The 25660-nt window shown below is 70.9% G+C and carries 27 protein-coding genes; 8 read left to right on the forward strand and 19 right to left on the reverse strand.

Annotation, left to right across the window (positions count from 1 at the left end):
- Nucleotides 1-31 precede the first annotated feature (31 nt).
- Both ACFW3L_RS03660 and ACFW3L_RS03665 read right to left on the reverse strand, forming a co-directional pair.
- Entirely contained in the window at nt 32-604 is a 573-nt protein-coding gene (locus ACFW3L_RS03660; RefSeq protein ID WP_378735944.1) for a TetR/AcrR family transcriptional regulator, read from the reverse strand.
- A gap of 16 nt (nt 605-620) precedes the next feature.
- Nucleotides 621-944 (reverse strand): DMT family transporter, encoded by a 324-nt coding sequence (locus ACFW3L_RS03665; protein WP_378735945.1) that lies wholly within the window; start codon nt 942-944, stop codon nt 621-623.
- Between the two features lie 342 nt (nt 945-1286).
- Here ACFW3L_RS03665 and ACFW3L_RS03670 point away from each other — a divergent pair, with 342 nt between their 5' ends.
- Entirely contained in the window at nt 1287-2585 is a 1299-nt protein-coding gene (locus ACFW3L_RS03670) for an Ig-like domain-containing protein (RefSeq protein ID WP_378735947.1), read from the forward strand.
- 91 nt (nt 2586-2676) lie between these two features.
- Here ACFW3L_RS03670 and ACFW3L_RS03675 read toward each other — a convergent pair whose 3' ends face one another.
- The 3 genes from ACFW3L_RS03675 to ACFW3L_RS03685 all read right to left on the reverse strand — a co-directional run bounded on the left by ACFW3L_RS03675 (nt 2677) and on the right by ACFW3L_RS03685 (nt 4501).
- Nucleotides 2677-3339 carry a TetR/AcrR family transcriptional regulator gene (locus ACFW3L_RS03675; RefSeq protein WP_378735949.1) on the reverse strand — a complete coding sequence of 221 codons (663 nt, stop codon included), beginning with the start codon at nt 3337-3339 and terminating at the stop codon, nt 2677-2679.
- Nucleotides 3340-3459: 120 nt separating this feature from the next.
- Nucleotides 3460-3588, reverse strand: coding sequence for a hypothetical protein (locus ACFW3L_RS03680; RefSeq protein WP_378735951.1), 129 nt, complete (start codon nt 3586-3588; stop codon nt 3460-3462).
- A gap of 304 nt (nt 3589-3892) precedes the next feature.
- The gene (locus tag ACFW3L_RS03685) at nt 3893-4501 is read right to left on the reverse strand and encodes a dihydrofolate reductase family protein (RefSeq protein ID WP_378735953.1); all 609 of its coding nucleotides are present in this window, start codon (nt 4499-4501) and stop codon (nt 3893-3895) included.
- 130 nt (nt 4502-4631) lie between these two features.
- On the opposite strand from ACFW3L_RS03685, the gene ACFW3L_RS03690 reads away from it, so the two are divergent.
- Complete coding sequence (locus tag ACFW3L_RS03690; protein WP_378735955.1) at nt 4632-5210, forward strand: TetR/AcrR family transcriptional regulator; 579 nt, start codon at nt 4632-4634, stop codon at nt 5208-5210.
- Nucleotides 5211-5261: 51 nt separating this feature from the next.
- Here the strand turns inward: ACFW3L_RS03690 and ACFW3L_RS03695 are convergent, their stop codons facing one another.
- The 3 genes from ACFW3L_RS03695 to ACFW3L_RS03705 form a co-directional block, all read right to left on the reverse strand.
- Nucleotides 5262-5501: a hypothetical protein gene (locus tag ACFW3L_RS03695; RefSeq protein WP_378735957.1), complete on the reverse strand. Its 240-nt coding sequence runs from the start codon at nt 5499-5501 to the stop codon at nt 5262-5264.
- 271 nt (nt 5502-5772) lie between these two features.
- Nucleotides 5773-6342 (reverse strand): NADAR family protein, encoded by a 570-nt coding sequence (locus ACFW3L_RS03700; protein WP_378735959.1) that lies wholly within the window; start codon nt 6340-6342, stop codon nt 5773-5775.
- A 44-nt stretch (nt 6343-6386) separates the two neighbouring features.
- Nucleotides 6387-7166: a dioxygenase gene (locus tag ACFW3L_RS03705; RefSeq protein WP_378735961.1), complete on the reverse strand. Its 780-nt coding sequence runs from the start codon at nt 7164-7166 to the stop codon at nt 6387-6389.
- Nucleotides 7167-7251: 85 nt separating this feature from the next.
- On the opposite strand from ACFW3L_RS03705, the gene ACFW3L_RS03710 reads away from it, so the two are divergent.
- Nucleotides 7252-7758: a MarR family winged helix-turn-helix transcriptional regulator gene (locus ACFW3L_RS03710; RefSeq protein WP_378735963.1), complete on the forward strand. Its 507-nt coding sequence runs from the start codon at nt 7252-7254 to the stop codon at nt 7756-7758.
- A gap of 193 nt (nt 7759-7951) precedes the next feature.
- Nucleotides 7952-8392, forward strand: coding sequence for a DoxX family protein (locus tag ACFW3L_RS03715; RefSeq protein ID WP_378735965.1), 441 nt, complete (start codon nt 7952-7954; stop codon nt 8390-8392).
- A gap of 154 nt (nt 8393-8546) precedes the next feature.
- Here ACFW3L_RS03715 and ACFW3L_RS03720 read toward each other — a convergent pair whose 3' ends face one another.
- The gene (locus ACFW3L_RS03720; RefSeq protein WP_378735967.1) at nt 8547-9317 is read right to left on the reverse strand and encodes a YwqG family protein; all 771 of its coding nucleotides are present in this window, start codon (nt 9315-9317) and stop codon (nt 8547-8549) included.
- Between the two features lie 356 nt (nt 9318-9673).
- On the opposite strand from ACFW3L_RS03720, the gene ACFW3L_RS03725 reads away from it, so the two are divergent.
- Complete coding sequence (locus ACFW3L_RS03725) at nt 9674-10342, forward strand: response regulator transcription factor (RefSeq protein WP_378735969.1); 669 nt, start codon at nt 9674-9676, stop codon at nt 10340-10342.
- A 3-nt stretch (nt 10343-10345) separates the two neighbouring features.
- Entirely contained in the window at nt 10346-11749 is a 1404-nt protein-coding gene (locus ACFW3L_RS03730; RefSeq protein ID WP_378735972.1) for an ATP-binding protein, read from the forward strand.
- Between the two features lie 4 nt (nt 11750-11753).
- On the opposite strand, the gene ACFW3L_RS03735 is transcribed toward ACFW3L_RS03730, so the two are convergent.
- On the reverse strand, nt 11754-12749 hold the full coding sequence (locus tag ACFW3L_RS03735) for a TAXI family TRAP transporter solute-binding subunit (protein ID WP_378735975.1): 996 nt from the start codon (nt 12747-12749) through the stop codon (nt 11754-11756).
- A gap of 254 nt (nt 12750-13003) precedes the next feature.
- On the opposite strand from ACFW3L_RS03735, the gene ACFW3L_RS03740 reads away from it, so the two are divergent.
- Nucleotides 13004-14575 (forward strand): SLC13 family permease, encoded by a 1572-nt coding sequence (locus ACFW3L_RS03740; RefSeq protein ID WP_378735977.1) that lies wholly within the window; start codon nt 13004-13006, stop codon nt 14573-14575.
- A gap of 156 nt (nt 14576-14731) precedes the next feature.
- Here ACFW3L_RS03740 and ACFW3L_RS03745 read toward each other — a convergent pair whose 3' ends face one another.
- Together ACFW3L_RS03745 and ACFW3L_RS03750 are read right to left on the reverse strand one after the other, a co-directional pair.
- Nucleotides 14732-15931 (reverse strand): MFS transporter, encoded by a 1200-nt coding sequence (locus tag ACFW3L_RS03745; RefSeq protein ID WP_378735979.1) that lies wholly within the window; start codon nt 15929-15931, stop codon nt 14732-14734.
- Complete coding sequence (locus tag ACFW3L_RS03750; RefSeq protein ID WP_378735981.1) at nt 15928-16665, reverse strand: FadR/GntR family transcriptional regulator; 738 nt, start codon at nt 16663-16665, stop codon at nt 15928-15930. Before ACFW3L_RS03750 ends, ACFW3L_RS03745 begins: the two co-directional genes overlap by 4 nt.
- 340 nt (nt 16666-17005) lie before the next feature.
- On the opposite strand from ACFW3L_RS03750, the gene ACFW3L_RS03755 reads away from it, so the two are divergent.
- Nucleotides 17006-17923, forward strand: coding sequence for a DMT family transporter (locus ACFW3L_RS03755; RefSeq protein WP_378735983.1), 918 nt, complete (start codon nt 17006-17008; stop codon nt 17921-17923).
- Between the two features lie 49 nt (nt 17924-17972).
- Here the strand turns inward: ACFW3L_RS03755 and ACFW3L_RS03760 are convergent, their stop codons facing one another.
- The 7 genes from ACFW3L_RS03760 to ACFW3L_RS03790 all read right to left on the reverse strand — a co-directional run bounded on the left by ACFW3L_RS03760 (nt 17973) and on the right by ACFW3L_RS03790 (nt 25554).
- Nucleotides 17973-19499, reverse strand: coding sequence for a DEAD/DEAH box helicase (locus tag ACFW3L_RS03760; protein WP_378735985.1), 1527 nt, complete (start codon nt 19497-19499; stop codon nt 17973-17975).
- A 405-nt stretch (nt 19500-19904) separates the two neighbouring features.
- Nucleotides 19905-20243 (reverse strand): monovalent cation/H(+) antiporter subunit G, encoded by a 339-nt coding sequence (mnhG, locus tag ACFW3L_RS03765; protein WP_378735987.1) that lies wholly within the window; start codon nt 20241-20243, stop codon nt 19905-19907.
- Nucleotides 20240-20497, reverse strand: coding sequence for a monovalent cation/H+ antiporter complex subunit F (locus ACFW3L_RS03770; RefSeq protein ID WP_378735989.1), 258 nt, complete (start codon nt 20495-20497; stop codon nt 20240-20242). The genes mnhG and ACFW3L_RS03770 overlap by 4 nt, the downstream gene beginning before the upstream one ends.
- Nucleotides 20497-20874, reverse strand: a complete 378-nt coding sequence (locus ACFW3L_RS03775; protein ID WP_378735991.1) for a Na+/H+ antiporter subunit E — start codon at nt 20872-20874, stop codon at nt 20497-20499. Before ACFW3L_RS03775 ends, ACFW3L_RS03770 begins: the two co-directional genes overlap by 1 nt.
- Nucleotides 20871-22385 carry a monovalent cation/H+ antiporter subunit D family protein gene (locus ACFW3L_RS03780; protein ID WP_378735993.1) on the reverse strand — a complete coding sequence of 505 codons (1515 nt, stop codon included), beginning with the start codon at nt 22383-22385 and terminating at the stop codon, nt 20871-20873. Before ACFW3L_RS03780 ends, ACFW3L_RS03775 begins: the two co-directional genes overlap by 4 nt.
- Nucleotides 22382-22690, reverse strand: coding sequence for a sodium:proton antiporter (locus tag ACFW3L_RS03785; protein ID WP_378735995.1), 309 nt, complete (start codon nt 22688-22690; stop codon nt 22382-22384). Before ACFW3L_RS03785 ends, ACFW3L_RS03780 begins: the two co-directional genes overlap by 4 nt.
- Nucleotides 22687-25554: a DUF4040 family protein gene (locus tag ACFW3L_RS03790; protein WP_378736192.1), complete on the reverse strand. Its 2868-nt coding sequence runs from the start codon at nt 25552-25554 to the stop codon at nt 22687-22689. Before ACFW3L_RS03790 ends, ACFW3L_RS03785 begins: the two co-directional genes overlap by 4 nt.
- Nucleotides 25555-25660: the final 106 nt, after the last annotated feature.

Raw genomic sequence — 25660 nt, forward strand, 5'->3', positions numbered from 1 at the left:
GGTGACTGGGCGGTGGCCGGGGAGACGGGGGTCAGCCGGTGATGAGGCGGCGCAGCACCCGGTGCACCTCGTCGGCGTCGGGCGGCGGGCTGGTGGTGCAACAGCACAGAAAGTAGCCGTTGGCCGCCGCGGCCACCCCGGCCCTGACCTCGGGATCGGGGAGGTAGGGCACGAGGAAGGCGTCCACCGCGGCCGTCCAGCGGTCGGTCTGCTCCCGCAGGGCGGGACGGCGGGCAGCGAGGAGGAACAGCTCCATCTCGGCGAGGGCGTGCGTGCGGTCGGTGCCGGTGCCCTCCGCGATGAGGACGGCGAAGCCGCGCAGCGCCTCGGCGGGGTCGTCGGGGAGGGTGTCCATGTGCTCGACGTAGGAGTCGTTCACCCTGGTGAGGGCGGCGACCAGGAGGTCGTCCACGCAGGAGTAGTAGTAGGTGACGGTGCTGGGCGGGACCCCCGCCTCGGCCGCCACCCGCCGCTGGCTGACGGCGGCGACACCGTCCCGCGTGATGACGTTCATGGTGGCGTCCAGGAGCAGCCGACGCCGCAGCTCGCCCTTGCGTCGGCGGCCGTCGCTGATGTTCTCCGGGTCCTCCGGCTTGGTACTCACGCCACCATTTTGCCGGTCAGTGCTGTCCTCCCATCTCCAGGGCCATGACCCCGGCGATGACCATCGCGATGCCGCCCACCTGGATCCAGGTCAGGGACTCCCCGAGGAAGACCACCCCGATCACGGCGAGGAGGGCCACCCCCAGCGCGGCCCACACCCCGTACGCGACCCCGAGCGGCATGCCCCGGTTGAGGGTCTGGGAGAGCATGTAGAACGCGCCGACGTAGCCCACGACCACGAAGATCGAGGGCAGGAGCCGAGTGAACCCCTCGGAGAGTTTCAGGGAGGTGGTGGCGAAGACTTCCAGGACGATCGCTCCGGCGAGCCAGAACCAGGGCATGTGTTTCCCCTTGTCACGGGAGGGGTCGGAGTGACCCCGAATAAGTTGGCCGATCGAACAGGTTTCTCGGGAGAAACAACCTGAGCGAGTGAACAAGATTCTATGTCGGGCATGATGGTCAGGGCAAGCGGAGACGCCCTTCCGGACGGCCGCAAACCCCACCCCCCGGTGGTCCGGCCCCGTACCCCCGGGGTGTATTCTCAGCCGTTCCGGGCGCGGCAGGTGGGCCGTTCCGGATAACCGCTCTATACCGATGCGCACGAGTTCAGAACCTTTTCCGTGCCGGAGCGTCTTACTCAGAGCAGTAGGTCGGGTTCGAGTTTCAGCTATGGAGGTCCAGACGTGACGGGGAAGTCCCACCCGGCGGTGACGCGTCGGTTCGGCATCGGTCTGGTGGCGCTCGCTCTCGCAGCGACCGCCTGTACGTCCGGTGACGCCGAGACGCAGAGCAACGCCGATCCCGCCGACGCCGAACCGGCCGAGCTGAGCATCACTCCGGAGGCCGGCGGCGAGGAGATCGCGCCCAACACCCCCATCCGGGTCAACGCGTCGAGCGGAGTCATCACCGACGTCAGGGTCGACCAGGTCGTGGTCGACGAGGCGGCGGCCGAGGGCGAAGGTGACGGTGACGGCGACCTCTACGCCATGACCGGCACCCTCAACGAGGACGAGACGGAGTGGGTCAGCGACTGGAACCTGCGCCCCGGCTCGGAGATCGTGGTGACCGCCACGGCGGCGAACGAGGCCGGTGAGGAGACCGAGTTCACCACCGAGTTCACCACCCAGGAGGCCGCCCCCGGCCAGCGCCTCGAACTCGTCTCCAACTTCCCCAGCTCCGGCGACACCGTCGGTGTCGGCATGCCCGTCGTGATCAACTTCGACCTGCCCGTCACCAACAAGGCGCAGGTCGAGAACTCCATGAACGTGGTGGCCGAGCAGGAGACCGTCGGCGCCTGGAACTGGGTCACCGACCAGATGGCGGTCTTCCGGCCCGAGGAGTACTGGGAGCCGTACCAGAACGTCACCGTGGACCTGAACCTCGCGGGCGTCGAGGCGTCCGAGGGTGTCTTCGGGGTGCGCAACTACCAGATCGACTTCGAGATCGGCCGTGAGCTGATCGCGACCATGCACGTGCCGGACCACGAGATGATCATCGAGATCGACGGCGAAGAGGAACGCGTCATCGAGGTGAGCAACGGGGCGGCCAACCGTCGCTTCGACACCACCACGACCGGCACCCACGTGATGATGGAGCGCTACGAGCAGCTCACCATGGACTCCGCGACCGTGGGCATCCCCGAGGACGCCCCCGGCTCGTACCTGGTGGACGTGCAGTACGCGGTCCGTACCTCCAACAGCGGCGAGTTCGTGCACGAGGCGTCCTACAACAGCGCCATCGGCTCGGCCAACACCTCCAACGGTTGTACCAACCTGCGGATGGACGACGCCCAGTGGTTCTTCAACAACACCCTCATGGGCGACATCCTCGACACGACCGGCACCGACCGCGAGTTCGAGTGGGACAACGGCTGGGGCTACTGGCAGAAGTCCTGGGACGAGTGGCTCGAGGGCAGCGAGACCGCCGAACCGCAGGCGACCACCGACGGGACCCCCGGCTCCGTGCACGGCGAGGACCTGTAGTCCGGATCCGGTCCGGAGGGGCCGGTAGTCACGTCCAGGGGCGTCAGGGTGCGAACGGCACCGTGGCGCCCCTCGCGCCGTCCGGGGGTGCTCAGCGCCCGGCGGCCTCGTGGTGGGTGAGCCGGGCGACGACGGCCTCCACCACCAGCTCGGTGACGGCGGCCATGTCCACCGCCTCCGGGTCCAGCAGCCACTGCACCTGGAGTCCGTCCATGGCGGCGAGTACCGCGGTGGCCGCCGCCCGAGCGGGGGTGTGGCCGTGCGGGCCCGGCGTGCTCGCGGCCTTCCGGTGCTCGGGGCCGATCCGGTCCAGGACCGCCGCCTCCGCCTCCTCGCGCAGCACGGAGTAGCGTTCCCGGAACCACTCCTGGGCGGGGTGTTCGGCGGTGGCGCTCTCGGCGGAGAGCACCGCGTACAGCCGGGTGGTACCCGGGCGTTCGGCGTTACGGCGGGCGGTGGTGACCAGGTGGTCGAGCATGCCGCTGCCCTCGGGCGCCGGGTCGTTGGTGTCGCGTAGCTCCAGGACGGCCGTGAGCAGGTCGGTCTTGGAACCGAAGTGGTGCAGCACCCCGGCGGGGGTCATGTCGAGCATCGCGGCGATGTCCGCCAGCGAGGTGTTGTGGAAGCCCTGCGTGGCGAAGACCTCGGCGGCGGTGCGCAGGATCCGTTCGCGCCGGTTCACCCGCCGACGGGGTACGCCTTCCGGCGCCCGCTCCTCCTCCGAACGCGTCCGCGTGGGGGTCGTCTCGCTCATGCCTGTTCTCCACTTCCTCGTACCGCTCGGGTACTCCGGACCGGACACCGGAGGTGCTCGACCGTTCCCCACGCTATCCACGACCCCCGGCGGTTCCGCCTCTCCCGGGGTCGTTCGGGCTCAGACCGGAAGGCCGCAGAGCGGGTCGGCGCAGGTGATCAGCTGACGTCCCATGAGCAGTTCGGGCCGTGCTCCGTCCACGGACAGGATGCGCACGGGCGCGTACCCCGAGGGGTTCGCGGCGCTCATGTGGATCGGGAGGTCCCGAGGGGCGAGGGGTCCGGCGCAGGCTGACGTACGCGCCGAGCAGCTGGCCGGGGACCAGGGGGAGGGCGGTGGTCGCCAACAGGACGAACGGGTGACGGGCGTAGTGGGCCAGGGGGAACCACAGGACGGAGCCGAGGGTGCGCGGGAGCCGGGGATGCGACACGAGGTCTCAGGGGGGAGGGGATCGGGGCGGGGACAGACTACCGGTGGCCGCTGATCTCGCTGAGCCGTTCCGTGCCCCGCCCCGCCCCGTCGTGTCGGCGGCCGGTCGGTGCCGGCACCCGGTTCACGTCGCACTGGAGACGCGGCGACGGAAGAGCGTGTAGTCGGCGCCGCCCTCGAAGGTGGTGCTGCTCAGCCGCTCGAAGCGGGCGGGATCGAAGGCGGCCCCCTCGAAGAGGGGGCGGCCGTGACCGGCGACGACGGGGTAGCGCTTGATCATGAGTTCGTCGATCTCCGGGAGCAGGTATCCGGCCATGATCGGGCCGCCGACGATGACGATCCCCAGGGGACCCTCCTCCTTCTTGAGTTCGCGGACGGTCTCCAACGGGTCCGTGGCCACGACGGTGACGTTGGGGTCGATGTCGGTGGGCAGGCTGCGGGAGAAGACGATCTGGCGCATGTGGTCGTAGGGGCTCGTCACGCCCTCGTCCAGGGCGACCTGGTAGGAGCCGCGGCCCTGGAGCATGGTGTCGAAGTGCTTGTTGGGAACGTCCAGCCCCAGCGCGGCGCGCGCCACGGTGGGAAGGAGTTCGGGGTACTCGTCGACGTGGAACCGGCCGTTGTCTCCGAGCTCGCCGCCCGGGTCGGGGGCCTCGTAGAAGTCGTACGAGTTGTCGGGGCCGCAGGCGTAGCCGTCGATCGATACCGCGACGAAGTAGGTGAGGGTTCGCATGTGTCTCCTGGGAAGGGGTACTCCTGCGGCCGATTGACCACTAAGCTTGAAGTACTTCGATTAAAGTACTTCACACATAGTGGTTTGCCAAGCGGTCGCACGAGATTTCCGCACACGAAGGGAAGAACGCATGGTCAGGAACCCTGAACGGCGTGCCGCGCTGCTCGACGCCGCCATCGACGCGCTCGCTGAGGAGGGCGCGCGGGGGCTCACCTACCGCGCCGTGGACACCCGCGCGGGTGTGCCCGTCGGCACGGCCTCCAACTACTTCACCAGCCGTGAGGACCTGCTCGCCCAGACCAGCGTCCGCACCTACGAGCGGTTCATGCCCGAACAGGAGGAGTGGGCCAACGTGCTGGAGGGCCCCCGGACCCGGGCCAAGGTCGCGGAGGTCATGCGCGCCACGGTCACGCGTATGGCCGCGGACCCCAACGTGTACCTGGCCACGCTCGAACTCCAGCTGGAGGCCACCCGCCGCCCGGAGTTGCGCGCCGACCTCACCGCCCGGGTCCGCGCCGACCTGGACGCCAACATCGCCTTCCACGAGCAGAGCGGCATGCCCGGCGGCCGGAGGACGGTGGTGGTCCTGTACCTGGCGCTGAACTGGCTGGTCACCGAGCACCTGACACTGCCCGGAGTGCTGGCGGCCGAGGGAAGCCTGGAGGGGCTGGTGGATCTGGTCGTGGACCAGCTCACCCTGGAGGGCTGAGGCCCGCAGCCCGACGGACGCGGGGCCGCCACGCCCCGCGCCGGAGGCGGATCACCAGGCGCGGACGCCGATCGGGGCGGGCAGGCGCTCGGGCAGCCAGGTCCACGTGCCGTCGTTCTCGGTGAACCGGCGCTGGACGCGGCTCACCTCCCCGATCGGGTTGCTGAACACCTGCCGCCAGTCGCCGGCCGCGCGCTCCTCCAGGTAGAGGCTGCTCGCGTCGGTGCGTAGGCGCACCGCCTGGAGGGTGCGGGAGGAACCGTCGTTCAGCTGGATGCGGTAGTAGGCCATGGGAGTCCCCTGAGTGTCGTCCTGAAGGTGAGGACGGTGGAGTCCGGAACGCGCGCTCGAAGCTGGAGGATCTGTCTCCCGGGAACGGCGGGACCCCGGGGTGGTCCGCGAGGTCGAGCCGAGGGTGTCGGCGCGGGGCCAAGGGCGGGAAACAGGCGCGGGTGCCGGGGCACCGTGCTGTCCGCGTGTTCGGACTCTACTCCCGCCGGTGCGACCACACAGCGTGAACAGGGGAATCCGAAGTGAAATCGGGGAGAACGGTCTCCCTCGTTCAGCCGGTCTCCTCGGAGAGCCTGGCCCTGGCCTCCATGAGGGCGAAACCCAACAGGTTGCGACCGCGCCAGAAGCGGGGGCGCTCGGCGTTCTCGTGGGAGCGGCCCAGGCCGATGCCCCAGATCCGGTCGCGGGGGCTGGCCTCGACCAGCACGCGCCGCCCGGTGCCGAGCAGGAACGCGCGCAGGTCCTCGTGCTGGCCGAACTTGGCGACACTCCCCTGGACGACGATCTCGAAGCGCTCCCGTTCCCAGACCTCCTGGTCGAAGCCGCGGACCTGGCGGCCGATCACCTTGGCGTCGCGCGGGTGTCCGGCCGCCACGATCCGGTCGGCGGCCTCGGGGTCCCCGAAGAGCCGCGCCTTCCCGGCCATCATGTAGTGCTCGGCGGTGCGGTAGGTGGTTCCGTCCACGGTGAAGTCGGCGGGCCACCACTGGGAGAGACAGCTCGACGACACCCCGCTGGGCGGCGGCTGGTGCCCCCAGAAGTGCAGGTACCTGACGCGGCCCTCGACCCGGAGCAGGTCCGCCACGGACCTCGCGTCGGCGGGGTGGTGCTCTTCGTCCATGGCGGCAGTCTGCCAGCATCCGCCGACGTTCCGGCGGGTGCCGATCAGTCGAACTGGAACGACCGCTTGGCCAGCCCGTGCCAGAAGCCGTCCACCGTGGACGTGGCGGTCCGGTGGTCCTCCAGTCCCGCGCCGAGCGCGACGAACAGGGGTGCGAAGTGGTCGCTGCGCGGGTGGGCGAGGGCCGCGGCCGGGGCCTTGTGCCGGAAGTCCAGGAGCGCGTCGACGTCGTGGTCCAGGACGGCCCGGTGGGTCCAGTCGTCGAACTCGACCGACCAGGAGGGCGCGTCCCCGTGGGTCCGCCGGGACATCTCCCGGAGGTTGTGGGTGGTGAAACCGCTGCCCATGATCAGTACGCCCTCGTCGCGCAGGGGCGCGAGGCGGCGCCCGAGTTCGAGGAGGCGTGCCGGGTCGAGCGTGGGCATGGAAACCTGGAGGACCGGGATGTCGGCTTCCGGGTACATCTCCTTCAGCGGTACGTAGGCGCCGTGGTCGAGGCCGCGGGTGGGGTCCTGGTGGAGGGTCTCACCTGGACCAGTGGTGAGTTCGCGGACGCGCTCCGCGAGTGCCGGAGCACCCGGGGCGGCGTAGGTCACGTCGTAGTAGCGTTGCGGGAAACCCCAGAAGTCGTAGGTCAGAGGGGTGTCGTCCGTGGTCGCGCCGATGGTGAGCGGTGCGTCCTCCCAGTGCGCGGAGACGACGAGGATCGCCTTCGGGCGGACGAGGTCACCAGACCAGTCGGCCAGCTGGCGGGTCCACTCGGTGTCGTCGGCCAGGGGTGGTGCGCCGTGGCTCAGGTACAGCGTGGGCATGCGTGTCGCCATGGCGGCGCCTCCGGGTTCGGGGTGATGGTCCGTGTCCGGTAGAAACACAATTGAACGCTCAAGTATTTCAGGGGGCACAGGACCGATGGCCGAGACGCGCTGGCTCGACGACGGCGAGCAGAACACGTGGCGTGCCTTCCTGATGGCCGTCAACCTGCTCGACGGCGCACTGGACCGCCAGCTCAGGCACGACGCCGGGCTGCCGCACGCGTACTACCAGATCCTGGCCATGCTGTCGGAGGCGCCGGGGCGTGAGCTGACGATGACGCGGCTGGCCCGCCTGCTGCGCTCGTCGCCGAGTCGGCTCTCGCACGCCGCCGCGCGGCTGGAGGGCGACGGGATGATCCACCGCCACAAGCGGCCGGAGGACCGGCGCACCGTGATCGTGGAGATCACGCCCGTCGGGATGAAGGCGCTGGAGGACGCGGCTCCGGGGCACGTGCACGAGGTGCGGCGGGTCCTGTTCGACACGCTCAGCCCCGAGCAGGTGGGGCAGCTGCGGGAGATCTCCGAGTCCATGCTGTCCGTGCTCGACCCCCAGGGCGAGGAGCCCCGGTACCCCGACCCTGACGGGATCGGCACCCGGGACTGAGTGGAGTTCTGTTCCCTGTCCTGACCTGGGTGGATGGTGGTTCCGTCGAACCCGTTCCCCGGGACGCTATGTGTTCGGCCGGATACGTACTACCATGCTGCTTCCCGGGAAAAGGTTGTGACCTCAAGTGTTGCAGTCTGTGCAACGAGGTGGCCGCCCACTCCGGGATACCCGCTCACAGAACAGGAACACCATGAACGAATCGATCAGAAGCAGGGCCGGCGATCTCGTCGCCCTGCTCGCCAGGGCCGTGATCGGGGGGCTGTTCATCCTCCACGGGCTCCAGAAGGCCGTTGACCTGGGAGGCGCCACCCAGGGCTTCGCGGCCATGGGCGTCCCCTTCCCGACCCTGTCCGTCCTCGTCGCCGTGATCGTCGAGGTGGGTGCCGGTGTGGCACTCGTCGTCGGCTTCGCGCTGCCGCTCGCGGGCCTGTCCCTCGCCCTCATGATGGTGGGCGCGTACGTCTTCGCCCACGTCGGTACTCCGCTGGTCGGCGGATACGAGCTGGTGCTCGTGCTCGGCGTCGCCGCCCTGGCTCTCGGGTTCTCGGGAGGTCGCCACGCGGTGGACCGACTCCTGCCCTGGGGCCGCGTCCGCCAGGCGCGCGGAACCGAGGAGTCCGTGTCGGCATGAAGCGCACGGACTGATTCGGCGTCCGTCCTGACCAGGGGCCCGTGATCTCACCCCCTGTCCGGACTCGCACCGCTGACGCGGCCGTCCACACCGGTGCTGGGCGGCCGTTCGTGCTGTCCGGGGTCCCCGCGCGGGAGACCCCCGACCCGGCACGTCAGTGGTAGGAGATCGACACGAGCCCCGCCGCCGCGAAGTTCCCCGCCGCGAGCTCGTCGCGCTGGATGATCCAGAACACGCACGCGGTGAAGCCCGGGTCGTCGGGCATGTCCAACTGGGCCTGGGCCAGCAGTACCCAGCCCCCCTTCTCGTCCTCGGGGGAGGAGCCCATGATGGGCGGGTCCTGCGGCGAGTAGGCGTATCCGCCCAGGTACAGGCTGACTTCCCATTGACGGGATCTCTGGTCGAGGTACTCCAGATCGTGCTCGAAGTAGAGGTCGCTGATCTCCGGGTGGAGAAGGACGGCGTCGTCGGCGCTCGACGGGAGGCTCGGGAAGGTCCGGGCGTAGAGGGGGTGCTGGTCGAGGGCGGGGAAGTACTCCTGGTCGTCGGGGACCGGCCGCTCGGTGGTGGGCGTACCCGCCGGAACGTGGATCACGGAGCGGGAGTTCTCCATCAGCGCTAACCCGTCGGGGTCGGTCCGGGCGGCGAAGAACAGCAGGTGGCCGTCGCGTGGCAGGGGGAGGTTGCAGGCGTCCGGGGGCAGGGCGGCGCAGTCGACGCTCGCGACGAAGTCCAGGCCGCTGTTCCACTCGACGCCCTCGGGGAGTGAGGGGAGGCCGCCGTACCGCCCGACCAGGATGCCGCCGTCCTCGTCCGTCCCGGTGAGCTCGGCCTGGGGGAGGGCGAGACTGAGGGCCAGTTCGATGGCGTGTTCGGGGACACCCTTGGCGCGGGCCGCTTCGCGGTAGGTCTGAGTGCTGTGCATACCGGACATGCTGTCGCAGCGGAGCGACAGTTTCGGAACCGCTGAGGAAGGCGCTGGTCCCGCCGGTCGCTGCCCGTGGAAGGCTGGGGAACCCCCGTTGCGGAGGCGCGTTCCGGTCGACCGCGACCGAACCGTTCCGCCGTCGAATCTTTTCCACAGGCTGTGGAAACCCGATCCTTCGTGGGCCCGGCGCAGGTGATCCGGGAGGCCATCCCGCACATCCCTCGGAGGGTGATCCTGCGGGGCTGAGCGCGTGCCGGTGGGGCGGCTGCCGCCCGTCCCCGGAGGGCGCCCGAACGGGGCTGGACGCGTGCCGGTGGGGCGAGTGCCCCGGTCTCTGCCTACTATGGCTAGCCATGCGTATTCTCGTGGTCGAGGACGATGACCGGGTGGCGCGCGGGCTGGTCACCGCGCTCCGGGCAGCCTCCTTCGACGTACAGCGGGTGGCCACGGCCGAACGGGCCCTCTCGGCGCCCTCGGCGGACGTGGTCCTGCTCGACCTCGGCCTGCCCGACGCCGACGGGATCGACCTCCTGCGCAAGCTCCGCGAACGCCCGCAGACCGCGATCATCGCCGTCACGGCCCGGGGCGAGGAACGCGACCGGGTCCGGGGCCTGCGGGCGGGCGCCGACGACTACGTGGTCAAGCCCTTCGGCGTCGCCGAACTCCTGGCGCGCATCGACGCCGTGCTGCGCCGCACCCGGACGGCGCGGGCCGAACCCGAGCAGGCCGACCCCCCGCTGCGGGTCGGGAAGCTGACCCTGGACGTCCACTCCCGGGAGGCCCTCATGGGAGCCGAACCCCTGCCGCTGACCCGCAAGGAGTTCGACCTCCTGCGTCTGCTGGTGGAACGCTCCCCGCGCGTGGTCGCCCGGGACCAGATCCTCGACCAGGTCTGGGGCGCCGCCTGGGAGGCCTCCTCCCGCACCCTCGACACCCACATCGCGTCCCTGCGCGCCAAGATCGGTCCCACCCCGCGCATCCGCACGGTGCGCGGGGTCGGCTACCTGCTCGACGAGGTCTGACCGGTGCTCCGCCGTCTCCTGACCATCCTGCTTCCGGTGGCCTTCGTGCTGGTCGGCGCGGTCCTGGTGCCCATGGCGACGGTCATCGCCCAACAGCAGACCCAGGCCGTGTACGTCGACCGCCTGGGCGACGCGGGCCGGTTCGCCTCGCTGGCGGGGACGGCCCTCCAGGCCGAGCGGAGCAACGCCCTCACCCAGGAGATGTCCCGGTACGAACAGCTCTACGGCATCCCCGTGGTGCTGGTCGCCCCGGACGGGGAGGTGATCGCGGGCTCCGGCGGGACCGACCGGATGCGCGCACTGGTCGCGGACGTGGGCATGGGTTCGGTGATCACGGTGGCGCTGGCGGGCGAACGCCCCGAGCCCCCGACCACGGTGTGGCCCTGGCGGTCGGACCCCCTGGTCATCGCCGAACCCATCGGCCGTGACAGCGAGGTCGCCGGGGCGGTGGTGCTGGTCTCGCCCACCGACGTCCTGAGCGAGGACATCCTCACCACGTGGGGGTGGATGGCCCTGTTCAGCATCGTGCCGCTGGGGCTGCTGGTGGCGGCCTCGCTGCCGCTGTCCCGCTGGGTCCTCCAGCCCATTCACCGGTTGGACGCCGCGACCACGGCGGTGACCTCGGGTGACCTGGACGTCCACGTGGACGCGGAACGCGGCCCGCCGGAGCTGCGCCGCCTCACCGACTCCTTCAACACCATGGTGGGAGTGGTGCGCCGCGCGCTGGAACGCCAGCGCTCGTTCGTCTCCGAAGCCTCCCACCAGCTCCGCAACCCCCTGGCCAGTCTGCGGCTCTCGGTGGAGAACCTGTCCCCCTACCTGAAGGGCGCCGAGGCCAGAGAGGCGCACGCGATCGCGATCGACGAGGCCACCGTCATGCACCGCATGCTGAACTCGCTTCTGGCCGCCACCCGACTGGAGAGCGTGACCGGTACCGAGGTGGTGGAGGTCACCGGGGTGGTGGACACGCGGGTGGCGCGCTGGAAGGCCCTGGGGGAGTCCCGTGGGATGGAGGTGACCACGGACCTGCCCGACCACCTGTGGGCGCACGCCCCCGCGGGCGGTCTGGGCAGCATTCTGGACGAGTTGGTCAGCAACGCGCTGCGGCTGTCCGGCGGGACCCGGATCGAGGTGCGCGCCGAGGACGGTGAGCAGGTGCGGATCGGGGTGCTGGACAACGGTGTGGGCCTGCCGAAGGAGGAGCGCGAGGCCGCCCTGGACCGCTTCTGGCGTTCCCCGAGGCACCAGAACACCGAGGGCACCGGGCTGGGGCTGCCGATCGTCGCGGACCTGGTCCGTGAGTCCGGTGGGCGCCTCAACCTGGGTGACGGCCTCGCTGACCAGGGGCGGCGCGGGTTCGGTGTGGTGATCACCCTGCCCCCGGCCGCTCCTCCCGAGGACGGGTGACGGGTCAGTCGGTCCGCGACACCGGCGGGCTCACCTGGACCTCCGCCCCCTCGGACGCGGGTTTGTAGTCCCGGTACCACCGTTCGGCGCCGGGGTGCAGGGGCACGACCCCGGTGGAGATCCCGGTCCGCACGTTGATCTGCGCCGCCTCGGGACGCTGCTCCGCCAGCCGGGACGCTCCGGTGTACACGGTGTCCGTCACCACGTACACGAGGTCCTCGGGCAGGTCCCGGCGGCACAGGAGCAGGTTCGGGATGGACATCGTGGGGCAGGCCGGCACCCCGGTGTACGTGGTGGCGGGGATGGTCGCCGGGAAGTAGGCCTCCGGGTACACGTTGACCATGAGGTCGGCGATGTCGGCGAGGTCGACCATGCGCAGCGGGACGCGTTCCGCGAGGTCCGCGATGGCCGGGGTGGGCAGCCCGGTCAGGGAGAACATGGCGTCGATCTCGCCCGACTCCAGGGCCTCGGCCGAGGTCGCCTGGTCGAGCCGCAGCGTCTCCGGTTCCACCCCGACCTCGCCGAGGATCTGTTCGGCGGTGAACTCGGTCCCGGAGTCCGAGGCGCCGATGGAGACCCGCAGTCCGTCGAGGTCGGCCAGCCTGCGCACGGGGGAGTCCGCGGTGACCACCAGGTGCACGAAGCTGTCGTAGAGCCGCCCCACCGCGCTGACCAGGCCCTGGCTCTCGATCTCGGTGGCCAGGACGGAGTCGAGGTTCGCCAGGCCCAGATGGGCCCCGCCGTCCTCCAGCAGGTACAGGTTGTCGTGCGAGGCACGGGTCTCCACGGGGATCACCTTGTTGTGCGCCAGGCGTTCGTCGAGGAGGAGCGCGAGCTCCCCGCCGATCTCCCGGTACACGGCACCGGGAGGGCCGGTGGCGACGATGAGCCGGGGCGGGTCCGCGTCGGGCGCACGTGTGCAACCGGTCACCGCCGCCACGGTGGCGACACCCGCCAGGCTCAGGAGCACGGTGCGACGGTCAGTTTCCCTCGGATGCATACACGCAGCTTAGGCGGGTGGGACGCCGATCGCGCGCGTGTACTTTGTGTGACTTTGTGCCCCAGGACACACACCCAGAGTGGCCCAATGTCAGAGGAATCCCAACTCTTGTGCAGTTACGTTGCACACACTCCCGGGTCGTCACAATCATCTCCTCATCAAGAGGTAGTAACCCCCGAGAAACCGGTCGGCAACACGGCGGTCGACCGGAGGGGAGTCGCGGACACCGACGACCAGCGAGCAGGAGGCCACACATGGCGATGGACACCGCCGACAGGAAACCGGACGAAACCCCGGCGAAGACCACGAAGGGCACACCCGGGGAACGCACCACGCGGAGCCGGGTGATCGGTTTCATCGCGGGTCCCCTCGCCGGTCTGCTGGCGTTCTTCCTGCTGCCGGAGATGGCGCTGCCGCTCGGGGACGGCGACACCGAGACCGTCATGTCGGTGAACGGTGGCGTCGTCGCCGCGGTCACCGTCTGGATCGCCATCTGGTGGGCGACCGAGCCCATCCCGATCCCGGCGACCTCCCTGCTGCCGCTGATCCTCTTCCCGCTGCTCATCGACGGCGTCGGTGTCGGTGACGTCTCCTCGTCCTACGGGTCCGACGTCATCTTCCTCTTCATGGGCGGCTTCATGCTGGCCCTGGCCATGCAGAAGTGGGACCTGCACCGCAGGATCGCGCTGCTGATCGTCTCGAAGGTCGGCTCCAACACGGTCGGCCTCATCGGCGGGTTCATCGCCGCGACCTTCGTCATCGGCATGTGGGTGTCCAACACCGCCGTCGCCGTCATGATGCTCCCGGTCGGCCTCTCGGTGATCGGCCTGGTCACCCAGCTGCGCAACGGCAAGACCGACGCCAACTTCGCCACCGCCCTCATGCTGGCGATCGCCTACTCCGCGTCCATCGGCTCCGTCTCGACGCTGATCAGCACCCCGCCGAACGTCCTCATGGTCGGCTACCTCGCGGAGAACCACGACATCCACATCGGCTTCGGCCAGTGGATGATGGCCGGTGTCCCGCTCGCCATCATCTTCCTGCTGATCGCCTGGTTCCTGCTGGCCAAGGTCATCTACCCGCCGGAGGTCAAGCGTCTGGAGGGTGCCCAGGAGCTCATCCGGGGCGAGCTCGCCAAGATGGGTCCGATGAAGCGCGCCGAGAAGCTGGTGCTCGCGGTCTTCGCCTTCGCCGCCTTCTCCTGGATCTTCGCGCCGATGCTGGCGAAGAACGACACCGTCGCCTCGGTCATCCCGTGGATCGGCAGCGTCTCCGACGCCATGGTCGCGATGGTCGTCGCGGTCCTGCTCTTCATCATCCCGGCGGACCGTGACAACCGCCTGCTCGACTGGGACTCCGCGCTCAAGCTGCCCTGGGGCATCCTGCTGCTGTTCGGCGGCGGTATCGCGATCTCCGCGCAGTTCACCTCCAGCGGCCTGAGCGCGTGGATCGGTACCCGTGTGGCCATCCTCGAGGGCGTGCCGATGTGGGCGCTCATCCTGGCGGTCGTCGTCCTCGTGCTCGTCCTCACCGAGCTCACCAGCAACACGGCCACCGCCGCGACGTTCCTCCCGATCATGGGCGGTGTCGCGGTCGGCATGGACGTCGACGTCCTGGCGCTGGTCATCCCGGCGGTCCTCGCGGCCTCCATGTCCTTCATGCTGCCGGTGGCCACGCCGCCCAACGCGATCGCCTTCGGCTCCGGCTACGTCAAGATCACCGAGATGCTCCGTGCGGGCCTGTGGTTCAACATGACCGCGCTCGTGCTGATCATGTTCTCCATGTACGCCCTGTTCAGCTGGGCCCTCGGAGTGCAGGTGTTCTAGTGCCACCCGCGGGCCGCCCGAAGCAGAGAGCGGGCGGCCCCTTCCCCGGGACGGTGCCTCCGCCTCTTCCCGGAGCCGTCCCGGAACACCCGGGAGCGCCCCTTCCGACCCCGTCACCGTTCACCGGGGTCCGGGAGGGGCGCTCCTCTTCGTCGGTCAGATCCCCCGGTCCCTGCCCGCCCCGAGCGCGACCCCCGTCTGGACCAGTGCCAGGCCGCCCACCAGGACCAGGACCAGGTCCGTGGCGCCGGTGAGCTGGATGAGGACACCCGCCGCGATCGGTCCGCAGGCGGCGAGCAGGTAGCCCATGGACTGCGCCATGCCGGACAGCCGGGTGGTCTCCGCCTGGGTGCGGCCGCGCAGGGCGATCAGGGACAGCGCCACCACGATGGAGCTCCCCGTCCCCGCGCCCGCCAGCATGATCCACAGCGGCCCCCAGGCCGGGACCCACAGCAGACCGGCCATGGCCACCACGATGAGCAGGCTCACCGCCAGGCAGGCGGGACGCTGCTCCGCGCGCCGACCCATCAGGGCGGTGATCGCCAGACCGGCCACCACACCGGTGATCTGGAACGCGAACAGGTGCCATCCCGCGGTCTGCGCGCTCACCCCGCGCGCGGCCTCCACGCTCGGCAGCCAGTTGATCAGGGTGAAGTAGGACGTGGACTGGAGCCCCATGAACGCGGTGACCAGCCACGCGGTGGACGAACGCCAGACCGAGCCGACGGGCTCGTCGGCTCCGGCCGAGGCCGCGACGGGCGCGGGTGAGGGGACCCAGCGGACCCGTGCCGCCCAGACCAGCAGGGCGAGCACCACCGGGACCGCCCACAGGGCCAGCGAGGCCCGCCACCCGCCCGCGAGCGCCGCGAGGGGCACGGACAGCCCGGCGCCCAGGGCGGCGAACCCGGTCATCACCGAGGAGGACACCCCGGTGAACAGGGCGATCCGCCTCGGGTGGTCGCGCCGCAGGATCACCGGGACGAGCACGTTCCCGAACGCCACGGCGGCACCGATCATCGCCGTGCCCAGCCACAGGGTGGCCGGGGCCGGGAGCGAGCGGACCACGATCCCGGCGGCCAGGAGGGCCAGCGCGGCCAGGACGACGCGGTCCACGCCCCACCGGGCGGTGGGGCCGTGGACGATCGAGGAGAAGAGGGCGAAGCCGAGCAGGGGAAGCGCGGTGAGCATCCCCAGGGCGCCGTCGGAGAGCCCGGTGGTGGTGCCGACGGCCGCCAGGACCGGACCGACCGAGGTCAGGGCCGGGCGCAGGCACGAGGCGATCACCAGGACCGAGCCCATGGCCAGGGCGGCGCGCGCCCAAGAGCGGGTGCGGGCCCGGGTGGCGGGGGCGGTCACGAGGCCCCGCCCGGCCGGGTCTCGTTTTCCACGACGGCGCTGATGAACCCCAGTTCGTCCGCGAGCTCCGCGGCGATGGCGCGGGCGTGCTCGGGGGAGCCGTCCTCGACCGCCGCGAGCAGGCCCTCGTGCAGGTCGTTGAGGCCCTGCACCTCGGGCAGGGAGGTGGTGCGCCGGATGGACTCCACCACGTTCTCCCGGAGCGCGTCGTAGAGCCGGGTGAGGAGCGGGTTGTCGGCGGCCTCCACGACGGCCCGGTGGAAGCGCGAGTCGGCGGCCACGTAGGCGTCGACGTCGTCGGCGCGCTCGGCCTCGGCACGGGCGGCGACCGCCTCGCGCATGGCGTCCAGGTGGGCGTCGGTGCGGTGGCGGGCGGCGCGTTCGGCGGCGGCGATCTCCAGTACGGCGCGGACGTCCAGGACGTGTTCGAGGTCGGTGCCGCCGCCCTGGGCGAGCAGGCCGGTGAGCTCGTCGCTGGCCCGGACGTAGGTGCCGTCACCCACGCGGGGCTCCAGCAGACCGGCGGCGGTGAGGGCGCGCAGGGCCTCGCGGACGGTGCCCCGGCTGACCCCGAGCTCCTCAGCGAGGTGCTTCTCGCCGGGGATACGGCTGTGGACGGCCCACTCCCCGGCCGCGATACGTTCCCTGAACTGCCTGCTGACCTGCACGACCAGGGGTTCGGCCCGGGTGGGCTGGGTCATGGGCGTCACGGCGGCCTCCTGGTTGTCCGACATTTGCACGGGGAGTCTAGGGACCCGGGGTCCGCGCCCACAAGGGCGCCCCGGGGCCTTCGCCCGGGATCAGGGGTGTGCGACAATCGCCCCGGCCGCACACCACTCTCCACCTTGGAGGTCTGTGTGCTGCCCGCACTCGGAACCGACGTCACGACGCCCGCCCGCAGGGCCCCGACCGAGTGCCCGGACCGCCCGCCGCACCGAGGGCTCTGACCCCGGCCCGGCGCGTCCGTCCCCCCCTCGCCGCTCGACGGCCCCCTCCGCACCCGAGCCCTCCGGGGCGGTCGCGGTCGCGCCCGGCGCCGTGTTCGTCCGATGATCCGAAGGAGTGTCCACCACCGTGACCAGTACCGAGCCCGAGGACCGGACCGACCCCCGCTGGGGCGTGTGGTGGGGTCCGCTCCTGGCCGCCGCCGCCACCCTCATCTGGTCCGGGAACTTCGTCATCGCCCGGGCCGTCTCCGGGGAGATACCGCCCGTCCAGACCGCCTTCTGGAGGTGGGCGATCGCCCTGGTCGTCCTCCTGCCGTTCGCGGCCAGGGGGCTGTGGGAGCACCGGCGGACCATCCGGGAGCGCGCTCCCTATATCGCGCTGGTCAGCCTGCTCGGCGTCACGCTCTTCAACACCCTGATCTACGTCGCGGGCCACACCACGTCGGCCACCAACCTCGCGCTCATCGCGGCGGCCTCCCCGGTGGCGATCGCGGTCTTCGCGGCGCTCGGCGGGGAACGCCCGTCCCCGCTGCGGATCACCGGCATGGCCGTCGCCCTGGCGGCCGTGGTCGGCCTGATCACCAAGGGCGACGTCGGGGTGCTCCTCACCCTGGACCTCGCCACCGGCGACCTCTGGATGCTCGCGGCCATGTTCACCTTCGCCGGGTACTCCGCGCTGCTCAGACGCAAACCCCAGGGGCTGCCCGCCGTGGTCTTCCTCGCCGCCACGGTCCTCTTCGGCCTGGTCATGCTGCTCCCCGCGCAGATCGTCTCCGTGACGACGCAGGGCGGGTTCACCCCCGCACCGGGGAACCTCGCGGCCCTGCTCTACATCGGGGCCGCCTCCTCCGCGCTGGCGTTCTTCCTCTGGAACAGGTCCGTGGAGATGATCGGCGCCACCCGCGCCGGGGTCCTCTACTACCTCCAGCCGGTCTGCGTGGCGGCCCTGGCCTACCTGACCATCGGGGAGCCCGTCACGGGAGCCCAGGCGGTCTGCGCGGTGCTCATCGTGGCCGGGGTGGCGCTGTCGTCCGCGCGCAGGTGACACGACGAAGCCCCGCCACGGACGTGACGGGGCTTCGTGAGGTCGGAACCTAGTCCTGCGGGGCGCGACGCGGACGGCGCGGGCGGGAGGACCCACCCGAGCGCGGACCACCGTAGCCGCCGCCACCGCGGGGGCCGCCCTGGCCGCCGCGCGGACCGCGCTGACGGTTCTCCCGACGCGGCTCGGCGGGCAGGCTCACGGGGACGCCGGACGGGGTGCGGGCGCCGGTCACGCGGGCCAGCTCCGGGTCCTCGGCGTGCACCTGGGCGATCTGCGGCTCGATCCGCGCGCGGTACATCAGGCGGCTCATGTCGCGGCGCTGGTTGGGCGTCACGAGCGTGACCACGTTGCCGGACTCGCCCGCGCGGGCGGTACGGCCGCCACGGTGCAGGTAGTCCTTGTGGTCGGTGGGCGGGTCGATGTTCACGACCAGGTCCAGGCCGTCCACGTGGATGCCGCGCGCGGCGACGTTCGTGGCGATCAGCGCGGTGACCGTGCCCTCCTTGAACTGCTTGAGGGTGCGGGTGCGCTGCGGCTGCGAACGGCCGCCGTGCAGCGGTGCCGCCCGGACGCCGCTGGCCAGCAGGTGCTGCGCCATCCGGTCCACGGCGTGCTTGGTGTCCAGGAACATGATGACCTGGCCCTCGCGAGCCGCGATGTGCGTGGCGGTGGCCTGCTTGTCCGCGTGGGACACGTGCAGGACGTGGTGCTCCATGGTCGAGACCGCGCCCTCGGACGGGTCGACCGAGTGCACCACCGGGTCGTTGAGGAAGCGGCGGACCAGCTGGTCCACGTTCCGGTCCAGGGTGGCCGAGAACAGCATGCGCTGGCCGTCGGCCGGGACCTGCTCCAGGATCGCGGTGACCTGCGGCATGAAGCCCATGTCGGTCATCTGGTCGGCCTCGTCGAGCACCACGGCCTCGACCTGGTCCAGGACGCAGTCGCCGCGCTCCATGAGGTCGCGCAGACGGCCGGGGGTGGCCACGACCAGCTCGACACCCTGGCGCAGGGAGCGGGCCTGGCGGTGGATGGGCATGCCGCCCACCACGGTCGCCATGCGCACCCGCACCGAACGGGCGTAGGGCGTGAGGGAGTCGGTGACCTGCTGGGCGAGCTCGCGGGTCGGCGCCAGCACCACGGCGAGCGGGTGCCGCTCCTCGGCCTTGCGGCCGTCCAGCCGGGCCAGCAGCGCCAGACCGAAGGCGAGGGTCTTGCCCGAGCCGGTCTGGCTGCGGCCCAGGACGTCCCGACGGGCCAGCGAGTTCGGCAGCGTGGCCGCCTGGATCGTGGAGGGCGTGGTCAGCCCCTGGCGGGCCAGCGTCTCCTTGAGCGGAGCGGGCATGTCCAGGGCCTGGAAGTCGTCCACCGGGTCGAGCCCGGGGTTGACGGTGGTCGGCAGCGCGAACTCGCCGCCGGAGAAGCGGGAGCCGCCGCCGGAGCGGCCGCCCTGGCCGCCGCCGCCACGACGCGGACCGTCGAAGGAACGGCGGGGGCGGGGGCGGCCGTAGGAGCCGGAGCCGCCACGGGAGCCGTTGGAGGTGCGGTCGCGACGTGCGTTGGTACGGGGATGGTTCACAGATGACCTTTCGCCGACGACAGAGGCCGGGTCGGAAGTCCACAGCACTGCTTCGGTGAGTGACACCGAAGATGCGTGGGGGAAAATACTTCGATATCCACGGCCGCCCACACGTAGCGCTGGGGGTCGTGGCGGACGAACCGGTGCCTGTCGGAGAACGACTGCCAGATGACCGGCTCTGGGAAATCAGGAGAAACGACGGGGACGCGCTCCCGTGGGGGCGGACCGCCTCCGTTCTCCCGTCACTGTGGTGATCACCCGAGAACACGGGCACCACGATTGCAACCTCACGAACCTAGCACACGGCCCCCGAGCTCACGGGTACCGCGTCCTGTGGCACTGCGCACCCGTACGAAGGAGGGCCCCGCGGGGCGCGCACGCGGACCGCGGGGCCCCGGCCGGTGCCTACGCGTCCTTCTCCGTGGCGGCCAGGTCGTCGAACCTCGTGTTCTCGGTGGGCTTCACCCCGGTCAGGTAGCCGGCCCTGGCGATGGCGTTGCCGCCGACCGCCGCCGTGGCCAGCTGGATCAGCAGGGCCAGGCCGATCTTGACCGCGTTCTCCACGGACGGGTAGTGCAGGAGCAGACCGAGCAGCACCAGTGCCGTCCCGAGTCCGCCCGCGACCCCCACACCGCTGAGCCGGGCGTAGAAGTCCTGGAGACGGAGGAGACCGACCGCCCCGACCAGGAACACCAGGCCGCCGACGATCATGCAGACCACCCCGGCGACGTCCAGCGCGTTCATCGCTTACCTCCGGTGATCAGACGGGCCAGGGACAGGGCGGCCAGGAAGCCGGTCAGCGCGCACACCAGGACGATGTCCACGACCAGCTCGGTGTCCAGCCGGAAGCCGAGCATGGCGACCAGCCCCACGAAGCCGAAGAAGACGATGTCCGAGGCGGCGCCCCGGTCGGCGGCAGAGGGGCCGGTCAGGATGCGGTAGGCGGCGATGGCCATGGCCAGCACGATCGCGGCCAGGCCGATGTCGATGAGCTGCATCAGTTCCGTTCTCCCTCGGCCGGGACGCTCTCCGGCGGGCCCGCCGGGCGGGTGGCCGCCAGGACGCGGTCCTCCATCGCGTGGATCTCCTGCTGGAAGGACGCGCGGTCCGTCACGTACAGCCCGTGCACCCACAGCGTCGCGGGATCGCGGCGCACGGCCACCGTGACCGTCCCCGGCGTCAGGGAGATCAGGTTGGCCAGCAGGGTGAACTCGAAGTCGGTCCGGCAGCGGACCGGGACCTCCACGAACGCCGGGGTCGCCGAGCTGCCCGGGGTGACGATGTCCCACATCACCTGGAGGGAGGTCTTCACGATCTCGGCGCCCGCGTAGAAGGGGAACCAGAGCACACGTGGTGCCCACATCGGGTGGATCATCGTCCCAGCACCGCCTCGACGTATCCGGAAGTGTCCAAGAGCCCGTTCGCGGCCTGCGCGCTCAGGTCGAGCAGGACCTGCGCGCCCAGACCGATGCCCAGGGTCGTGGCTGTCAGGACCAGGCCCGGCACGATCAGCGCCGTCCGGATCCTCGGGGTGGCGCGGGTCGCGGTGGCGACCGCGCCGTCGGAACCGGCGACGACGGGGGACCCGTCCTCGTCCGGGGCCGGGCCCCAGAACACGCCGCCCCAGATCTTCAGCATCGACATGAGGGTGATCAGGCTGACCGCGATCATCACCGCCATGGCGGTCCACTGACCGTCGTCCACGGCCGCGACGACCAGGGTGAGCTTGGCGACGAACCCGGAGAACGGCGGCAGACCGGCCAGGGAGAGGGCCGCGCCCATGAACACCAGGGCCAGCAGCGGCTCCCGCCTGGCGATACCGCCGAGGCGGTCCAGCGCGCCGGTCCCGTAGGTGTGCTCGATCGCGCCCGTCGAGAGGAAGAGCGACGCCTTCACGATCATGTGGTGGATCAGGTAGAAGATGCCCGCCATGAGCCCGATCTCGGTGAACAGGGCGACCCCGAGCAGGATGTACCCGATCTGGCTGATCATGTGGAACACCAGGATCGAGCGGGTGGTGCCCTCGCCGACCGCGCCCATCACGCCGATGAGCATGGTGAGGGTGAAGACCACGACACCGATCCACAGGAACCTCGCGTCCCCGTCGAAGACCAGCGCGTACAGGCGGTAGATCGCGTAGATCGCCACCTTGGTGTGGAGGCCGGAGAACAGGGCGGTGATCGCCGGGGAGGCGGCCGGGTAGGTCCGGGCCAGCCACCCGTGCACCGGGACGACGGCGGCCTTGATCGACAGCGCGAGGATGACCACGCCCATGCCGACCGCGACCATCGGGTCGTCCTTCGCGGCCCCCGCCAGCTCGCCCATGTGCACGGTTCCGGCGGTGGCGTAGACCAGCGCCACGCCCGCGAGGAAGATCGTGGACGTGAGCAGGTTGACCGTGACGTAGATACGCCCGGCCCGCAGCCTGCCCATGGCACCGAGCATCGCCAGCAGGCCGTACGACGGCAGCAGCATGACCTCGATGAACACGAACATGTTGAAGATGTCGCCGGTGAGGAGCGCACCGGACACACCGGCCGTCAGCACCAGGACCAGCGGGGAGAAGAACGACCGGCGGTCGTCCTCGGTGGCGATCGCGAACACCGAGCACACCAGCGCCAGGAGCGAGGTGGTCCACAGCATGAGCGCGCTGAGGACGTCGACGACGAACGGGATGGCGACCCCGTCCTGCCACAGGCCCACGTTGTGGGCGAACACCGCGCCGTCCCGGGTGAGCCAGACCAGCCCGGAGGCGCCGAGCAGTGACAGCGAGGTGGGCAGGAGCAGCAGGATCCGGCGCAGCCACAGGGGCCGGCTCAGGACGATCAGCAGTCCGGCGCCGACCAGCGGGACCGCGACGAAGAGAGGCAGCAGCGCCGCGTTCATGAGGCGTCCTCGGTGTCGTCGTCGCTGCCCGAGGCGGCGAGGGTGAGCATGTAGATCGCGATGGAGAAGGCGATCACGATCGCGGTGAGCACGAACGCCTGCGGCAGCGGGTCCGCCGCCGTGGGCGCGGTGCCGAACTGGAGCAGCGGCAGGTCCCGGCGGAACACGCCCCCCGCCGACATGATCAGCAGGTTCACGGCGTGGCCGACCAGGATGAGGCCCAGGACGATACGCACCATGCCGCGCTGGAGCATCAGGTAGACGCCTCCGGCGACCATGACGCCGATGGTGATGGCGAGGGTCATCGCTTGCCTCCCGTGGTGGAGTCGGCCGGGTCGTGTGCGTCGGTGTCCGGCGGCACCGTCGTGTCGGTCCCGGGCGGGACCGCGCCGTCGGAGCCCGGCCCGCCGCGTTCGAGCCCCAGCTCGTTGAGCGCGGTGAGCAGGACGCCCACGACCGCCAGGTAGACGCCGACGTCGAAGACGAACGCGGTCGTGAAGTGGAAGTAGTCACCCCAGGCCAGCGGGATCTCCGCGTGGAGCGGCTTGAGGAACGAGCCCTCCAGGTAGCCGAGGAACCCGGAGAACGCGGCCACCAGCACACCGGTGCCGATGATCGCCGGGTAGGCCAGGCGGATGCGCGCGGCCCGGTCACTGGCGGCCGAGAGGTAGGTCAGCGCGAAGCCCGCCCCGCCCACCAGACCCGCGATGAACCCGCCGCCGGGCTCGTTGTGGCCACGGAACAGCAGGTACAGCGACCAGATGACCAGCAGCGGCATCAGGAAGCGGCCGACCGTGCGCATCAGCACCGTGTTGTCGGTGGGGTCGTGCGCGGCGTTGGCCGGGCCCACGACCACCTGGCGCGAGGAGTGCACCGGGAGCAGGTCGCTGGACCGGATCACCGCGATGATGATCAGCCCCGCCACACCGAGGACGGTGAGCTCCCCGAGGGTGTCCAGCGCTCGGTAGTCGACCAGGATCGTGTTGACCACGTTGGTGCCGCCGGTGTCCTCCGGGGCGTGGGCCAGGAGGTACTCCGCCACGGGCGACAGCTCGCGCCGACCCGTGAGGGCGTAGGCGCCCAGACCGGCGGCCAGACCGGCACCGATCGCGATAGCGGCGGTCAGGACGGTGCGGCGGCGCCGGACGGCGTGGAAGCGGCGCGGCAGGCGGCGCAGCACCAGCACCGCGACGACCACGGTCAGGATCTCCACCAGCAGCTGGGTGAGGGCCACGTCGAAGGCGCCCAGGAAGAACAGCCACAGGGCGACGGTGAACCCGGCCACGCCGACCAGGGCCAGTCCCGCCATCCGGGAGCGGGTGACCACGGCGGCGCCGACGGCGACGACCATCAGCCCCACGAGGAGCCAGTCCAGGCCCAGCGAGGTCTCCCCGGCCGGAGAGGGCAGGTCCAGCCGGAACACCACGGTGACCAGGGCCAGCGCGATGATCAGCACCATCGGCACACCCAGGTGGAAGGCGGGGGAGTCGGTGCGCGTGAGGTCGCCGGTGCGCCTGCCCGCCCGGATGATCCCGTCGTACAGGGCCTCGAAGACCCGCACCCCGGTCACCGGGACGAGGTCGCGCCCGGCGAGGGCCTCACCGGAACGGCTCCGCCAGGACAGCAGGGCGCCCAGGCCGATCGCCAGCGCGGACATGCCGAGCGCCGCGTTGAACCCGTGCCACAGCAGCAGGTGCGCGTCGGCCGCCTGGTGGGTGGCGTTCAGGGCCACCTCGTTGACCAGCGGATCCAGGGCCGGGACGGTCAGACCGAGCAGTACCCCGCCGAGGGAGGCGAGGATCGCCGGGAACCAGAAACTGGAGCGCGCCTCGGTCGCGGTGCGCTCCCGGGCGTCGCCCCTCGGCTCGCCCCCGAACGCCCCGTACACGAACCGGAACGAGTACGCGAAGGTGAACGCGGCCGCCGCGACGGCGACGGCGCCGGCCACCGGGCCGAACCACGCCGGGCCGGGCGCGTGCAGCAGCGACTCGAAGAGGTTCTCCTTGCTGATGAAACCGAGCAGCGGCGGGATGCCCGCCATGGAGAGCGCGGACAGCGCGGCGACGGTCGCGGTGACCGGCATCCGCCGACGCAGACCGCCCAGCTGGCGCAGGTCACGGGTGCCGGTCTGGTGGTCGACCAGGCCGACCACCATGAACAGCGCCGACTTGAACAGGGCGTGCGCCACGGTGTGGACCGCGGCCGCGACCAGGGCGGCGGGGGTGCCCACACCGATCACCGCCACCAGGAAGCCGAGCTGGCTGACGGTGGAGAAGGCGGCGAGCCTCTTGAGGTCGTGCTGCTGGAGGGCGAAGACCGCGCCGATCACCGCGGTGGTCAGACCAAGCGTGATCAGCAGGGTGTTCCACACCATCAGGTCACCGAACGCGGGCGTGAAGCGCATGGCCAGGTAGATCCCGGCCTTCACCATCGCCGCCGCGTGCAGGTAGGCGCTGACGGGGGTGCTCGCCGCCATGGCGTCCGGCAGCCAGTAGTGGAACGGGAACTGCGCCGACTTCGTGAACACGGCGACGGCGACCAGGACGGCCACCAGCGACGCGAACCCGGTGTCCTGGGTCCAGGACGTGTCCGCCAGGATCGCGCTCAGCTGGGTGGTGCCGGTGCGCACGATGAGCAGCACCACGGCCGCGAGCAGCGCGAGGCCGCCCATGGCGGTGAGCAGGAACGTCCGGATCGCCGGTCGGCTGGCCGAGACCCCGGACAGGCCGATCAGGTAGAAGGACGCGATGGTGGTGAGCTCCCAGAACACGAAGAGCAGCACCACGTCGTCGGCCAGGACCAGACCCGTCATCGCCAGGGCGAAGAGGGACATCAGGAAGTAGAAGCCGAGGCGGCGGCCGGGCGGGAAGTACCGGGTCGAGTACGCCATGATCAGCGCGCCGATGCCGGTCACCAGCATGGTGAACAGCCAGCCGAGTCCGTCCATGCGCAGATGGAGGGAGACGCCGATCTGGGGCATCCAGGGTCGGGAGAACTCCAGCGGGACCCCGGCGCCCAGCACCTGCGGGGCCTGCGCGGCCACCAGCACGGCGAGGCCGAGGAACACGGCGGCGACGGGCCAGCCCGCGTTACGTCCCAGCAGTCTGTCCAGTAAGGGTGTGCTCGCCACGGTCAGTGCGAGCACGATCATCAGAAGCAGCAGCACCAGCCACTGTCCTTTCACGGCGTTGTGCCGCGCGACGGAGGCATGGCGGGCCCGGGGGCGGCCGGTGCGGTGCGCGCGGCGACACGGATGGGGAGCGGATGCGGGACGC

Source organism: Nocardiopsis sp. NPDC058789 (genome assembly GCF_042745575.1).
Lineage (GTDB): Bacteria > Actinomycetota > Actinomycetes > Streptosporangiales > Streptosporangiaceae > Nocardiopsis > Nocardiopsis eucommiae.

Excerpts from the sequence above, each read along its gene's own strand:
- ACFW3L_RS03665 (WP_378735945.1), bottom strand. The coding sequence starts at position 944 with ATGCCCTGGTTCTGGCTCGCCGGAGCGATCGTCCTGGAAGTCTTCGCC.
- ACFW3L_RS03675 (WP_378735949.1), bottom strand. The coding sequence starts at position 3,339 with ATGAGCGAGACGACCCCCACGCGGACGCGTTCGGAGGAGGAGCGGGCG.
- ACFW3L_RS03680 (WP_378735951.1), bottom strand. The coding sequence starts at position 3,588 with ATGAGCGCCGCGAACCCCTCGGGGTACGCGCCCGTGCGCATCCTGTCC.
- ACFW3L_RS03685 (WP_378735953.1), bottom strand. The coding sequence starts at position 4,501 with ATGCGAACCCTCACCTACTTCGTCGCGGTATCGATCGACGGCTACGCC.
- ACFW3L_RS03690 (WP_378735955.1), top strand. The coding sequence starts at position 4,632 with ATGGTCAGGAACCCTGAACGGCGTGCCGCGCTGCTCGACGCCGCCATC.
- ACFW3L_RS03695 (WP_378735957.1), bottom strand. The coding sequence starts at position 5,501 with ATGGCCTACTACCGCATCCAGCTGAACGACGGTTCCTCCCGCACCCTC.
- ACFW3L_RS03700 (WP_378735959.1), bottom strand. The coding sequence starts at position 6,342 with ATGGACGAAGAGCACCACCCCGCCGACGCGAGGTCCGTGGCGGACCTG.
- ACFW3L_RS03705 (WP_378735961.1), bottom strand. The coding sequence starts at position 7,166 with ATGGCGACACGCATGCCCACGCTGTACCTGAGCCACGGCGCACCACCC.
- ACFW3L_RS03710 (WP_378735963.1), top strand. The coding sequence starts at position 7,252 with ATGGCCGAGACGCGCTGGCTCGACGACGGCGAGCAGAACACGTGGCGT.
- ACFW3L_RS03715 (WP_378735965.1), top strand. The coding sequence starts at position 7,952 with ATGAACGAATCGATCAGAAGCAGGGCCGGCGATCTCGTCGCCCTGCTC.
- ACFW3L_RS03720 (WP_378735967.1), bottom strand. The coding sequence starts at position 9,317 with ATGCACAGCACTCAGACCTACCGCGAAGCGGCCCGCGCCAAGGGTGTC.
- ACFW3L_RS03725 (WP_378735969.1), top strand. The coding sequence starts at position 9,674 with ATGCGTATTCTCGTGGTCGAGGACGATGACCGGGTGGCGCGCGGGCTG.
- ACFW3L_RS03735 (WP_378735975.1), bottom strand. The coding sequence starts at position 12,749 with ATGCATCCGAGGGAAACTGACCGTCGCACCGTGCTCCTGAGCCTGGCG.
- ACFW3L_RS03740 (WP_378735977.1), top strand. The coding sequence starts at position 13,004 with ATGGCGATGGACACCGCCGACAGGAAACCGGACGAAACCCCGGCGAAG.
- ACFW3L_RS03750 (WP_378735981.1), bottom strand. The coding sequence starts at position 16,665 with ATGTCGGACAACCAGGAGGCCGCCGTGACGCCCATGACCCAGCCCACC.
- mnhG (WP_378735987.1), bottom strand. The coding sequence starts at position 20,243 with ATGAACGCGCTGGACGTCGCCGGGGTGGTCTGCATGATCGTCGGCGGC.
- ACFW3L_RS03770 (WP_378735989.1), bottom strand. The coding sequence starts at position 20,497 with ATGCAGCTCATCGACATCGGCCTGGCCGCGATCGTGCTGGCCATGGCC.
- ACFW3L_RS03775 (WP_378735991.1), bottom strand. The coding sequence starts at position 20,874 with ATGATCCACCCGATGTGGGCACCACGTGTGCTCTGGTTCCCCTTCTAC.
- ACFW3L_RS03780 (WP_378735993.1), bottom strand. The coding sequence starts at position 22,385 with ATGAACGCGGCGCTGCTGCCTCTCTTCGTCGCGGTCCCGCTGGTCGGC.
- ACFW3L_RS03785 (WP_378735995.1), bottom strand. The coding sequence starts at position 22,690 with ATGACCCTCGCCATCACCATCGGCGTCATGGTCGCCGGAGGCGTCTAC.